9 protein-coding genes are annotated in these 13,895 nt (G+C 37.8%); all 9 read left to right on the top strand.

Annotation, left to right across the window (positions count from 1 at the left end; genetic code table 11):
* The first annotated feature begins 9 nt into the window (after window positions 1-9).
* Window positions 10-465, top strand: coding sequence for a cupin domain-containing protein (locus tag PKC55_RS04570; protein ID WP_135103819.1), 456 nt, complete (start codon window positions 10-12; stop codon window positions 463-465).
* 88 nt (window positions 466-553) lie between these two features.
* Window positions 554-1,132 (top strand): DJ-1/PfpI family protein, encoded by a 579-nt coding sequence (locus tag PKC55_RS04565; RefSeq protein ID WP_252637708.1) that lies wholly within the window; start codon window positions 554-556, stop codon window positions 1,130-1,132.
* 148 nt (window positions 1,133-1,280) lie between these two features.
* Window positions 1,281-2,309 carry a histidinol-phosphate transaminase gene (hisC, locus tag PKC55_RS04560; RefSeq protein ID WP_291126972.1) on the top strand — a complete coding sequence of 343 codons (1,029 nt, stop codon included), beginning with the start codon at window positions 1,281-1,283 and terminating at the stop codon, window positions 2,307-2,309.
* A 52-nt stretch (window positions 2,310-2,361) separates the two neighbouring features.
* On the top strand, window positions 2,362-3,477 hold the full coding sequence (hisB, locus tag PKC55_RS04555) for a bifunctional histidinol-phosphatase/imidazoleglycerol-phosphate dehydratase HisB (RefSeq protein ID WP_291029464.1): 1,116 nt from the start codon (window positions 2,362-2,364) through the stop codon (window positions 3,475-3,477).
* 97 nt (window positions 3,478-3,574) lie between these two features.
* Window positions 3,575-5,680 (top strand): putative porin, encoded by a 2,106-nt coding sequence (locus PKC55_RS04550; RefSeq protein WP_291126970.1) that lies wholly within the window; start codon window positions 3,575-3,577, stop codon window positions 5,678-5,680.
* A gap of 7 nt (window positions 5,681-5,687) precedes the next feature.
* A complete protein-coding gene (locus tag PKC55_RS04545; RefSeq protein ID WP_291126968.1) occupies window positions 5,688-6,500 on the top strand; it encodes a transporter substrate-binding domain-containing protein in 813 nt (270 codons plus the stop codon).
* Window positions 6,501-6,688: 188 nt separating this feature from the next.
* Complete coding sequence (locus PKC55_RS04540; RefSeq protein ID WP_324372056.1) at window positions 6,689-7,882, top strand: AAA family ATPase; 1,194 nt, start codon at window positions 6,689-6,691, stop codon at window positions 7,880-7,882.
* 88 nt (window positions 7,883-7,970) lie between these two features.
* Window positions 7,971-11,534 (top strand): pyruvate:ferredoxin (flavodoxin) oxidoreductase, encoded by a 3,564-nt coding sequence (nifJ, locus tag PKC55_RS04535; protein ID WP_324372054.1) that lies wholly within the window; start codon window positions 7,971-7,973, stop codon window positions 11,532-11,534.
* Window positions 11,535-11,719: 185 nt separating this feature from the next.
* Window positions 11,720-13,882, top strand: coding sequence for a T9SS ring complex lipoprotein PorK/GldK (gene porK, locus PKC55_RS04530; RefSeq protein WP_291126962.1), 2,163 nt, complete (start codon window positions 11,720-11,722; stop codon window positions 13,880-13,882).
* Window positions 13,883-13,895 lie beyond the last annotated feature (13 nt).

Raw genomic sequence — 13,895 nt, 5'->3', positions numbered from 1 at the left:
AATTGAATAATGATGGAAAACGAAAAAAAACAAGTACTGGAAACAGTCTCAAAATATGTAGATATTACATTAACTCCTTTTGGAAAACCTCAACGTACAGTTATAGATATAGAAAAGAGAGACCCGATGTATGATGGTAATGGCGTTGTGTACATGCTGTCTATATTTGAGAAAGGAGAATTGGTGAATAACCGTATTGGTACTTACATGGTTTTGTTGAATAAGGGTGATCAGGCTGGATTTCATGAGCATGGCACTAAGAAAGAACAAGAGTTATATGTATTGGTTCATGGCGAAGGAGAATATATAGAACGTGAAGGATTGGACAAAATTACCCGAAAGTTCAACTTGAAAAAAGGAAACGTAACATCTATTCAGGGAGATAATAATTATCACTCTATAATCAATACGGGGGACGAGCCTCTGATCGTATTTGTTGTGACTACATATCAGCCTAATATATAAATAACTTTAACTCATAGAGCCTTTTGTTAAAATATTATTTATATTTATTGGAATTAATTGATTGTCTAATTATAAAATCTGTTTTATCATGAATAAAAGAATATTGATGCTAGCGGGCGATTTTGTTGAGGATTACGAATTGATGGTTCCTTATCAAGCACTGGTGAGTGTAGGATTCCATGTAGATGTAGTATGTCCGGGGAAGAAAGCCGGAGAACAGGTTGCTACGGCAATACATGATTTTGTAGGATTTCAGACTTATGCAGAGCTGAGAGGTCATAACTTCACATTGAATAAGACTTTTGATAATGTAAAACTTGAAGATTACGCAGGATTGTATATTACAGGTGGTCGAGCTCCTGAATATATTCGTCTCGATCCTAAAGTAATAGAATATACAAAGTATTTCTTCGAAAAAAATCTGCCTGTTGCAGCTATTTGCCACGGTATACAGGTGCTTACTGCCGCAGATGTGGTTAGAGGAAAGACGCTTACCTGTTATGTAGCTGTAGGGCCTGAAGTTAAGTTGGCCGGCGGTAATTACAAAGATATTCCCGCTACCGAAGCTATTACAGACGGTAATCTGACTACCTCCCCTGCATGGCCCGGACATCCGGCTATATTAAAAGAGTTTTATAAACTTCTTGGGGTTAAAATTGAATTGTAAAATATACAAGTATAAGAGAATAGGAGTGCTCAAAAGTGTGTTCTTCTCTTTTGGGCACTTTCTTAGCTCTGATATATGGCAGTGCTTGCTGCGTAGTTAAGTTAAATAAGTAAGATAAAAAGACATCTAAACTAAACAGTTTAAAGGAATGAATTTACAGCAGCTTGTGCGCAAAAATGTATGGAATATGAAGCCTTATTCATCGGCTAGAGATGAATTTAAAGGAGAAGCATCAGTGTTTTTAGATGCGAATGAAAATCCTTTGAATGATAAGTATAATCGTTATCCCGATCCTTTACAGTGGTCTTTGAAACAAAAAATAGCTAAGGTAAAAAATATAGCCCCCGAAAATATCTTCTTAGGCAATGGCAGTGATGAGCCTATCGATCTGGTTATTCGTGTCTTCTGCGAACCTCGCATTGATAATATTGTTGCCGTTGATCCTACTTACGGGATGTATCAGGTTTGCGCAGAGGTGAACGATATAGAGTATCGGAAAGTATTGCTGAACGAAAACTTCGATTTGGATGCTCAGAAACTGCTTGAAAAAACAGATCGTAATACAAAGTTGATATTCTTATGCTCTCCTAACAACCCTACAGGAAACCTGTTAAGCAGGGAAGAAATAAAAAAGGTATTAGATTCTTTTGCGGGTATTGTAGTCTTAGACGAGGCTTATATCGATTTTGCTTCTGAAGCGACATGGCTGAATGACCTTGAGAAATATCCTAATCTGATAATTCTTCAAACATTTTCTAAAGCATGGGGGTTAGCTGCTGTACGTCTAGGCATGGCTTTTGCTTCGGCTGAAATAATCAAGTTGTTCAATAAAGTTAAGTATCCATATAATGTAAATATCCTGACTCAAAATTTTGTTGGAGATGAATTAGACAAACTTGAATTAAGGAAGCAGTGGATTGCTACCTTGCTCGAAGGACGAAATTATCTGATAAATGAGTTGCCAAAATTACCTTTTGTAGAGAAAATATATCCCACGGATGCCAATTTTATATTGGTAAAGGTTGAGGATGCCAATAGCCTGTACAAGCAATTAGCAGATAAAGGTGTAATTGTTCGCAACAGGAATTCGGTCTCTTTGTGCGCCGGATGTTTGCGTATAACAGTAGGTACTGATAAAGAAAATGAGATGTTAATTAAAACTTTGCGAACGTTATAAACATATCAATAGAGAGGGAAATCCGATCTAAAAGCATATCCAATATATTATAATGAAAAAGAAAGCTTTATTTATAGACCGTGATGGGACTTTGGTTATAGAACCACCGATAGATTATCAACTGGATAGCCTCGATAAACTCGAGTTTTATCCAAAGGTTTTTCGTAACCTTTATTTTATCCGAAAGAATCTCGATTTTGAATTTGTGATGGTTACCAATCAAGATGGATTGGGTACCCCATCCTTTCCCGAGGATACATTCTGGCCGGCACATAACAAAATGCTTAAGACGCTGGAAGGAGAAGGAATCGTATTTGATGATATCCTTATTGATAAAAGTTTTCCTGAAGATAATGCCCCGACACGAAAACCTCGTACAGGTATGTTAAGCAAATATATGACAGGGGATTATGATCTTGAGCATTCTTTTGTGATTGGAGACAGGCAAACAGATGTTGAGCTAGCAAAAAATCTAGGTTGTAAAGCTATCTTTATGCAAGATGAATTTGTTTTACCTGATGAGCTAAACGATATATGTGTACTCCAAACTACCGATTGGGATGTCATCTCTGAGTTTCTGTTTGCCGGAGAGCGCAAAGCAGAGGTAAAAAGAACGACCAAAGAAACAGATATATATGTCGCACTCAATCTGGACGGAAAAGGGTATTGTCAGATATCTACAGGTTTAGGCTTTTTCGATCATATGCTTGAGCAAATAGGAAAACATTCGGGGATGGATCTTACCATACAGGTAAAAGGAGATCTGCATGTAGATGAACATCATACAATAGAAGATACCGCTATTGCTTTAGGTGAAGCAATATATAAGGCATTAGGAGATAAAAGAGGTATAGAACGTTATGGCTATAGCTTGCCTATGGATGATTGTTTGTGTTCCGTTGCGCTTGACTTTGGAGGTCGGGCTTGGTTGGTTTGGGATGCAGAGTTTCATCGTGAGAAAGTAGGAGATATGCCTGCCGAAATGTTTCTACACTTTTTCAAATCTTTGAGTGATTCAGCAAAAATGAACCTCAATATAAAGGCAGAAGGCGCGAATGAGCATCACAAAATAGAAGGTATTTTCAAGGCGTTGGCCAGAGCTTTGAAGATGGCGAAGAAGAGAGATATCTTCAATTACGAACTACCTTCTACCAAAGGGGTGATTTGACTATTTAATGTGAAATTGATGCAATAAATAAAGCAAGAGCCTGTTTTTAAAGGTACATTAACTACTCATTTTTCATTTTTTGTGTAAGTTTGCACCAATGAAAAAATATACAGTATTTCTTTTCTTATTTCTTTTCGCTTCTCTTGTTGCGGAAGCACAAAACAAGAAAGCTTTACAGTCTCCCGCAATAGTGGAGAAAGCGGATTCTATATCTGCAAGTCTTGGTAAATTGCCTCCGAGTGGACGAAAAATAGATACAGTAAAAGTTGAAGTTCCTAATATATATGTGTGGAAAATAACACCACGTTTGGGAGAACGTATATTTATTCCTCGCGATTCGGCTGTAATAGATTTTCATAAAAGTATGTTAGTGGATGGAAAAGGTGTAGCTATTGGCTATTTGGGTAATGTAGGCTCTCCTTTACAATCTAAAATATTTTTTGAACGACCCGAGCCTTCCCGTTTTATTTTTCAAGACCCGGTGCGTGCATGGCGAAAAGGGCCGGAGGATCAGATATTCTATAATACAAAAGTACCTTACTCTGAGATTAAATATCAAAGTGGGGGTGGAGGTGAAAGCGCTGAAAATCGTTTTCAGGGAGAGATATCCATGAATATGGGTAAAAAGTTGAATGTCGGTTTTGATTTTGACTATATATATTCTCGTGGATTTTACAATTCTTTGTCAAATAAAGGAGTTAGCTATGATTTATATGCCAGTTATATAGGTGATAAGTATAAGATGCATGCTTACTTCCAAAATAATAATTTTACTATTATCGAGAATGGAGGGATATCCGATACATTGTATATTTCGAACCCTGACCATCCCAATGTAGTCAATAATGGAAACTTCAAAGGGAGTTCTTTGGATATTCCTACTCGAATGCAGGATACTTGGAACAGACTCAGAGGTCGTAATCTGTACGTGACTAACAGGTATGACCTGGGTGATGATACAGAAACATATCCTGTAAATGACAGCGTGATGGGAACACGTAAAAAGAAGGACTATGTTTCGTTAGCAAGTGTGATCTTTACAACGCACTATACAGATCAGCGTCGCAGATTTAATTCAAACTATAGTAATATCGCAAATGTCTATACTCCACAGCTTTGGACTGGAGAGAAAGGTTGGACTACTCTTTCGGATCCGAAGTATGAGGCGAATATTGATGATTATATGCCATATTATTCTTTCAAGAATACATTGGCATTGGCGATGAATGAAGGCTTCCGAAAATGGACGAAATTTGGTTTAACAGCCTTCATTGAGCATGATCTGCGTAAATATTCCATGCCTTTTTTAGGTATCGAGGAATCAGGGACTATGTATGGTCTTCCAGGTGCATCGATGAAGGAAAGTGAATATTCATTGCTTGTAGGAGGAGTATTAACGAAGGAGAAGGGGAAGTTTTTAAGATATAGGGCTACAGCCGAAAAAGATTTACATAATAGTGATTACAGGCTTGAAGGAGAAATTACAACTCGATTGAACTTCAGAAATAAAGACTTTTCGGTAAAGGCTAATGCTTATATAAAAAATATAAGTCCAAGTTTTTTTCAGAACAATTTTTCATCTAAGTATTGGAACTGGAAGGATATGGGTTTGAAAGATACACGTCGTGTTTATATAGGTGGCGAGATTATTTTTCCAGAACTGTCATTTTCTCAGACTCGGATAAGTGGAGGTGTTGAAAATATAACAGGGTTGATATATTATAATCAGGAAAAGAAAATAGCTCAAAGTAATGAAGAAATACAAGTGATAGCTTTACGCCTCGATCAGAATTTCAGATCCGGAATTTTCCACTGGGATAATCAGGCTGTATATCAATACACCAAGAGTGAAGAAGCTTTGCCATTACCTCAATGGAGTTTGTATTCAAATATATATTTGACGACTAAGCTGGCTAAAGTATTGACTCTACAGCTGGGGGCAGATGCTTATATTCATGCAAAATATCATATGCCGGGCTATGAACCTTTGACTATGCAGTTCTATAATCAACAAGATATGAAACTCGGAGAGTTTCCTGTTGTAAGTGCTTATCTGAACCTTCATCTGAAATATACTCGCTTTTTTGTTATGATGTATAATATTGCCGAAGGAATGGGTAATGGACAGTCGTTTTCTCTATATCGTTATCCGGTAAACCCTCGGGTTTTAAAATTAGGAATTTCATGGCAATTCAATAATTAGTAAAATTATGAAGAATAAGGCTTTCTTATCGGTTCCCATAATTGTTATTATTCTGATTGTTGTTTGGATTTTTATACGGAATAATACTACAGGTAATGATTTTCGTGACTACCCTCAAATTCAGCACGAAGGAGTACTTCGCGTAGTTACAGATTATAACTCTGTTGGTTATTTTGTGTTAGGAGATACGATTGCCGGTTTCAATCACGATCTTATTGAATTATTACAGGAGAATATTCCTTTAAAAATAGATATCCAGCTAGAATCCAGTATAGATAAAAGTATGGATGGATTGAGAACCGGAAAGTACGATATTGTGGCTAGGAATATACCTGTTACTTCAGAGTTGCGTGACTCTGTAAATTTCACAGAAGCCATTGCTCAGAACAGGCAGGTGTTGATTCAACGTAAAAAAAAGTATAATGATAATATAGAGCCGATTAGAAGTCATTTAAACTTGGCTAAGAAAACGCTTTATGTTCCTGCTAAGTCTCCGGTTATCCTTCGGATACAAAACTTGGCTCATGAAATAGGGGACACAATATATATAAAGGAAGATCCGGCCTATGGTTCTGAGCAGTTGGCTATGATGGTAGCATCAGGAGATATCGATTTTGCAGTTTGTGACGAAAAGGTAGCAGCTAATATTGCCAAAACATCACCTGAAATAGATTATTCTACTTTTGTAGGTTTCACCCATCTGGAGGCCTGGGCTGTGAGGAAAAGCTCTCCTGTCTTGCTTGATTCTCTGAATGTTTGGATCAGCCGTATAAAGGGGACGGAAGCATATAATAAAATATACAAAAAATACTATAATTGAGTTTTTTTAAGCACTATTTTAGTAGAACTAATAGAGTTTGTTATTCATCATTGAAAAATACACCATGCGAATATAAAATTTTTCTGCATTTTTATATGCTGTTTCAAGAAAAATGATTAAAATTGCTAAGTGGACTTTGCAATGACATAAAAAAAAGTTACCTTCGTCGGGGTTTTAAGGAGTATCGAGTGGAATCTTTTTTTCGGACACATAAGTATTTAGTTGAACATCTTTTCGAAGATGCAACTCCCAGGCTGTTAATGCAACAGATTGACTGGTCGCGCCGTTTGATTGGAATCAAGGGGGCGAGAGGTGTCGGGAAAACTACATTCCTTCTGCAATATGCTAAAGAGTTCTTTGAGCTAGACAAACGAGACTGTTTATATATCAATATGAATCAGTTTTATTTTACAGTCAGAACAATCTTTAGTTTTGCAAAAGAGTTTGTAGAAAAAGGGGGTAAGACGCTTCTACTCGATCAGGTATATAAGTATCCGGGGTGGTCTAAAGAATTGAGAGAATGTTACGAATGTCTTCCTCAACTGAAGATCGTATTTACAGGTTCTACTGTAAACAAACTCGGAGAAGATGCAGAACTGGCATCTATTGTAGATGTATATAATCTGAGAGGTTTTTCCTATCGGGAATTCTTAAATATTCAATTTGGCTTGAATTTCAAGCCCTATGGTTTGGATGACATAATAAATAATCACCGTGAAATAGCTGAGGATATATTCTCAGAGATCAATCCTTTAGAACATCTATGGGGTTATATACATCACGGTTATTATCCGTTTTTTCTTGAAAAAAGAAATTTTTCGGAAAATTTACTCAAAACGTTGAATATGATGTTGGAGGTAGATGTGTTGTCTATCAAACAAATAGAAATGTCTTATTTGCCTAAATTAAGAAAATTGCTGTATCTATTGTCTTTGTCTGCACCGGGCAAACCCAATATCAGCCAATTGAGTACCGACTGTGAGATATCCAGAGCTACAGTGACTAATTATCTGGAATACTTGCGTAGTGCCAGATTGATAAATATGCTTTATAGAGAAGGAGAGGAGTTTCCAAAGAAACCCGACATGGTCTATATGCATAATACGAATTTGATTTTCCCTCTGAAAATATCAGATGTAAATGATCAGGAGCTACGTGAAACATTTTTCTACAATCAGGTGCATCACAGCGATAGCAAATTGAAGAAAGGAGCTAAAAGCGGAATGTTTATTGTCGAAAATGATGACAAGAAATATAAATTTAAGATAGATGGTCAAAAAAACAGAGGCAAACATAAACCGGAGATGATTTACGTAATAGCAAATCTAGAGAGGGGTGATAGAAATATTATTCCTTTATGGCTGTTTGGTTTTTTATATTAAAAGAATAAGGAGCTGATAATTGAAAAGTTGTCAACTTAGCCAAATCAAAAAAATGTAAACTAAAAAAGATAATCAACTATTAAAAAGTATGGCTAAACAAAAAAAATTCATTACATGTGATGGAAATCAGGCCGCAGCACATATCTCTTATATGTTCAGCGAAGTGGCTTCGATATATCCAATCACACCATCGTCAACTATGGCAGAGTATGTTGATGAATGGGCAGCAGCCGGACGCAAAAATATATTCGGCGAAATCCTCAGAGTGCAGGAAATGCAGTCGGAGGCTGGTGCTGCTGGTGCAGTTCACGGATCATTACAGGCTGGAGCTCTAACAACTACTTATACGGCATCGCAGGGATTGTTGTTGATGATCCCTAATATGTACAAAATAGCAGGAGAGTTACTCCCTAGCGTTTTCCACGTATCGGCACGTGCTTTGGCAGCACAGGCCTTGTCTATTTTCGGAGACCATCAGGATGTTATGGCAGCTCGTCAGACCGGGTTTGCTATGTTCTTCTCGGGCTCGGTACAAGAAGTTATGGACTTGTCTGCTGTTCCTCATTTGGCAACTCTCGAGTCTCGTATTCCTTTTATGAATATTTTTGATGGATTCCGTACATCTCACGAAATACAGAAAGTGGAAGAAATGAGTCAGGATGACTTAATTCCTCTTGTTAACCAAGAGGCTCTTAAAGGATTCCGTGATAGAGCATTGAATCCAGAAAATCCTGTAACTCGTGGTACAGCCCAGAATGATGATATTTATTTCCAATCGCGTGAAGCTGCTAATAAATTCTATGATGCAGTACCTGCTATTGTTGAAAAATATTTAGAAGAAATCAATAAGATTACAGGTCGCAAATACGGCTTGTTTGATTATTACGGAGCTGAAGATGCTGACCGTGTGATTATAGCTATGGGTTCGGTAACAGAAGCAATTAAAGAAACTGTAGACTTCTTGAATGCCAAAGGAGAGAAAGTCGGCTTAGTCGCAGTTCACCTTTATCGTCCATTCAAAGCTGAAGCTTTCCTTTCTGCAGTTCCTAAAACTGCAACAAGAATAGCTGTGCTTGACCGTACAAAAGAACCGGGAGCTCTTGGACAGCCATTGTATATGGATGTTAAAGACTGTTTCTTCGGTAAAGCTGATGCCCCTACAATTGTTGGCGGTATTTATGGACTTTCTTCTAAAGATACTACTCCTGCTCAGATTATGTCTGTGTACGAAAATCTGGCGATGAACCTACCTAAGAACGATTTTACAATCGGTATCGTAGATGATGTTACATTCAAATCATTACCTCTTAAAGAAGAAGTTTCTGTAGATGATACTACTTATGAAGCTAAATTCTATGGTTTAGGATCGGATGGTACAGTAGGTGCAAACAAAAATACAGTTAAGATTATCGGTGACAATACCAATAAATATTGTCAGGCTTATTTTGCATACGACTCTAAAAAATCAGGAGGATTTACAGCATCGCATCTTCGCTTTGGTGATAATCCTATCCGTTCTACATATTTGGTAAATACTCCAAACTTTGTAGCATGTCACGTTCCTGCTTATTTGCATTTGTATGATGTAACTAAAGGATTGAAGAAAAACGGAACATTCCTTCTCAACTCTGTATGGAGCAAAGAAGAAGTAGGAAACTACCTTCCTGATAATGTGAAAAAATATCTTGCAGTCAACAATATCAATTTCTATATCATTAACGCAACTCAGATTGCAACAGAAATTGGTCTTGGTGGCCGTACAAATACAATCCTTCAATCAGCATTCTTTAAGATTTCGAATGTAATCCCTTACGATTTGGCTGTAGAACAAATGAAGAAATTCATTGTGAAATCATACGGACGTAAAGGTGAAGACGTTATCAATAAGAATTATGCTGCGGTTGATCGTGGTATCGAACTCGAAAAAGTTGAGGTTCCCGCAGAATGGGCAAATATCGTAATTGGTAAAGCTGAAGAAGATGATGCTCCTGAGTTTATCAAAAACGTAGTTCGTCCAATAAATGCACAGCGTGGTTATGATCTTCCTGTATCTGTTTTCGTAGGCCGTGAAGATGGTACGTGGGATCATGGTACTACAGAGTATGAAAAACGCGGTGTTGCTGCTTTTGTACCTGTATGGGATGCCGAAAACTGTATACAGTGTAACCAGTGTGCTTATGTTTGTCCTCATGCTACTATCCGTCCATTTGTTTTGGATGCAGAAGAGCAAGCTCAAGTTCCGGGCGATGTTACTTTGTTGAAAGCACAGGGTAAACAATTTGATGGCATGGGCTTCCGTATTCAAGTGGATGTGCTAGACTGCCTTGGTTGCGGTAACTGTGCTGATATCTGTCCGGGTAAGAAAGGAAACTCTGCTCTTACAATGGTTGAGATCGGATCACAATTCCCTGAGCAAGACAACTGGGATTTCATGGTCAAGAATGTAACAAGCAAGGCTCACCTTGTTGATACTAAATTGAATGTAAAGAACTCTCAATTTGCAACTCCGCTGTTTGAGTTCTCGGGGGCATGTTCTGGTTGTGGAGAAACTCCATATATCAAACTTGTGACTCAGTTGTTTGGTGATCGTATGTTAATTGCCAATGCTACAGGTTGTACATCAATATATGGTGGTTCAGCTCCATCTACTCCATACCGTAAGAATGAAGAAGGTAAAGGACCGGCATGGGCTAATTCACTATTCGAAGATAATGCAGAGTATGGTCTTGGTTTTGCCTTGGCTAATATTACTATGCGCAACAGACTCGAAAAACTGATGAACCAAGCTCAGGATTGCGATAAATGTTCACCTGAAATAAAAGCTCTATACAAAGAATGGGTAGAAAATAAAGATGAGGCTGACAAGACAAAAGAACTTACAGCTGCAATGTTACCATTACTGGAAGTAGAGAAAGATAAATGTGACTACTGCAAAGAGATATATTCATTGAAACAATATCTAATCAAGCGTTCTATCTGGATATTTGGTGGTGACGGTTGGGCATATGATATAGGTTTCGGTGGATTGGATCATGTATTGGCTACAGGCGAAGATATCAATATTCTGGTATTGGATACAGAGGTGTACTCTAATACAGGAGGCCAGTCTTCTAAATCTACTCCGATAGCAGCGGTTGCTAAATTTGCTGCAGCAGGAAAGAAGATTCGCAAGAAAGACCTTGGTATGATAGCTACTACATACGGTTATGTATATGTAGCACAGATTGCTATGGGTGCTAACCAAGGACAATGTCTGAAAGCGATCAAAGAAGCTGAAGAATATAAAGGCCCATCATTAGTTATTGCATACTCTCCTTGTATCAGCCATGGTCTGAGAAAAGGAATGGGACATGCACAGGATGAAGAGAAAGCAGCAGTTGCTTGCGGATACTGGCATCTATGGCGCTACAACCCGATGTTGGAAGAGGAAGGCAAAAATCCATTTACAATGGATAGTAAAGAGCCTGACTGGTCTAAATTCCAAGCGTTCTTAGGTAATGAGGTTCGCTATACATCTCTACAAAAATCAAATCCTTCTGAAGCTTCTGAACTATATGAAGCAGCACAGAACAATGCGATGTGGAGATATAATAGTTATCAGCGTTTAGCTAATAGCAGTTTTGGCAAATTTCACGAGACAAAAGAACTGTAAAATTAATAAATATTATCGATGAGAGGGGAGCCTGGAAAGGCTTCCCTTTTATGTTTTTAAAAACACGCAAAATCCAATCGTTTATTGAGTTAAGTTATTATTTGATAAGAAAATAAATAAATATTAAAAAAAAATATTATCTTTGCCACACTTGATATATCGTTACTATAACTGTTACAAAACAAATGAACAAAAAAACTTTACTGACTTCACTGCTATTGGTCTGTGTATCAATAGTTTCTTATGCTCAACGTCAAAGCTCAGAGCAATATTCAGTTCCTTCGAGGAATGAATATTTGTTAAAAGATCCAGTGTGGTTCATATCCATTGGAGGTGGTGCCCAATTATATGTGGGTGAGGATGATAATGGTGTTCCGTGGAATAGGACGTCATTTTCTAGTAGATTAACCTTTGCTCCAACACTTTCCGTCGGTCGTAGAATGAGTACATTGATTACTCTACGAGCTCAAATATCAGGAGGAAGCATACATGGCTTCAATGATGGTTGGAGCGGAACTTACGATAGATGGTGGAAAGATGGAACGAATGGCGAAGGGTTAAAAATGTTAACTAAAGATCCCGCCTGGGATTATATGGGTTGGATTGAAGGTGTTGATTATGAGTATAGTGCTGTTGATGAGAGTGGAGTGCCTGTTTGGCATCCTACAAAATATCAACCAAACGAACAATATTATATGCAACATTTACGTTATATGAGTATAACTGGAGATGTGCAGTTAAATTTTCTTAATCTTATAAATGGATATAGGCCCGAACGTAAGTTCGAAATAAATCCTTTTGTAGGTGTAGGCATGTATCAGCGCTTTGCTCATAGAGGAAATCTTCAGGGTACTTTCTTTGGTGGAAGCGGCGGTTTGAACTTAGGCTTTAATTTAACTCGTAACTGGCAAATATTTGGAGAGGGAAGAGTCGTTTTACTTAGTGATACCTTTGATGGACAAAAAGGAGATAAAAGTAATAATGGGCTAGCTCAGGCAACGCTAGGTGTAACCTATAAGTTCACAAATCCAAAATATATTGACCCTGCTATTGAAACTCGTTTACGTTTACCTTACAATATAGCCCGTGCCTGTGACAATATGGTTCTTGTTCCGGGAGGTAATATAGAGTTAGGGACAGGTATTGATCCTTTATGGGGAGATGAAGTACCTCGTAAACTTGTTGCTGTCAGCCCGTTTTGGATGGATGAAACCGAAGTTACAAATAAGCAGTATCGTGAGTTTGTATATTGGGTGCGTGACTCTATTATAAGAGAACGTTTGGCAGATCCGGCGTATGGAGGAGACCCAACGTTTAAAGTTTTGGTAAGACCTGAAGATCAAAATAGTGCTGTTGGGCAGCGTTTAAACTGGAGTAAGCCAATTCCTTGGAAAAATCCAACTCAACGCGAACAGGCTGCTATAAACAGTGTGATAGGAGGAAATCCTTTTGCTGCGGATAAATCCGGATTGATAAATACTGCTTTGAATTTTAAATATGACTGGTTTGACGTAAAAAGTTATAATGCGTTTTTGGCAAAACTAAAAGAAGGCGATGCACGTTCTATAGTTATATCCAAGGATACAGCTTATGTAAATCAAAGAGGTGATATTATTCGCGAAACATTAGCAAGATCATCGCACGGAGATAAGATTGATTTTACAAATACATATATTGTAAATGTTTACCCTGATGTGATGGCATGGATGACAGATTTTGCTAATGCAAAGAGTGAACAATATGTGGGTAAATATTTTAATGATAAGGCTTATAATAATCATCCTGTGGTAGGTGTATCGTGGGAACAAGCCGATGCTTATTGTGCATGGCGTACGGATCGCTATTTGGCTGAAAAGAAGTGTAGCTTAGACGGTTTCGAAGGGTATCGTTTGCCTACAGAAGCTGAATGGGAATTTGCGGCAAGAAACGGACGTTCGGAGTTGATTTATCCGTGGTATTCGGATAAAACTCATACAACCGATGGGCTGGCTCATGCTAACTTTAGAGCATCAAAAGATTTGAAAGACTTAATGTCCCCTGTAGCAAGCTTCTTGCCTAATCGTTTTGGACTTTACGATATGGCGGGTAATGCGGCAGAATGGACAACTACAACATTTACGGAATCTGTAGATCGTATGGCTGATGAGGCTAATCCTGACTTCAGCTATAGAGCAGTACTTGCAGACCCAAGAGTGTTGAAACGTAAAATTGTAAAAGGCGGTTCATGGAAAGACTCTACGGTTAAATCCGGAGATCGTTCTGTTGAATTTCAAGATAAAGGCCGTTCATTCATTGGTTTCAGATGTGTAAGAACATGGAGCTTTGATGAAAGGGGTAAATTCTATTAAAAAATAATTTTTA

Origin of the sequence: Dysgonomonas sp., from assembly GCF_035323175.1 — a bacterium.
In the GTDB taxonomy this organism is placed as follows: Bacteria; Bacteroidota; Bacteroidia; order Bacteroidales; family Dysgonomonadaceae; genus Dysgonomonas.
This window is presented reverse-complemented; position numbering and strand designations above follow the sequence as displayed.

What these genes read in the sequence shown, in the direction of transcription:
- nifJ (WP_324372054.1), top strand. Translation starts at nt 7,971, where the DNA reads ATGGCTAAACAAAAAAAATTCATTACATGTGATGGAAATCAGGCCGCA.
- hisC (WP_291126972.1), top strand. Translation starts at nt 1,281, where the DNA reads ATGAATTTACAGCAGCTTGTGCGCAAAAATGTATGGAATATGAAGCCT.
- PKC55_RS04565 (WP_252637708.1), top strand. Translation starts at nt 554, where the DNA reads ATGAATAAAAGAATATTGATGCTAGCGGGCGATTTTGTTGAGGATTAC.
- PKC55_RS04550 (WP_291126970.1), top strand. Translation starts at nt 3,575, where the DNA reads ATGAAAAAATATACAGTATTTCTTTTCTTATTTCTTTTCGCTTCTCTT.
- porK (WP_291126962.1), top strand. Translation starts at nt 11,720, where the DNA reads ATGAACAAAAAAACTTTACTGACTTCACTGCTATTGGTCTGTGTATCA.
- PKC55_RS04545 (WP_291126968.1), top strand. Translation starts at nt 5,688, where the DNA reads ATGAAGAATAAGGCTTTCTTATCGGTTCCCATAATTGTTATTATTCTG.
- hisB (WP_291029464.1), top strand. Translation starts at nt 2,362, where the DNA reads ATGAAAAAGAAAGCTTTATTTATAGACCGTGATGGGACTTTGGTTATA.
- PKC55_RS04570 (WP_135103819.1), top strand. Translation starts at nt 10, where the DNA reads ATGATGGAAAACGAAAAAAAACAAGTACTGGAAACAGTCTCAAAATAT.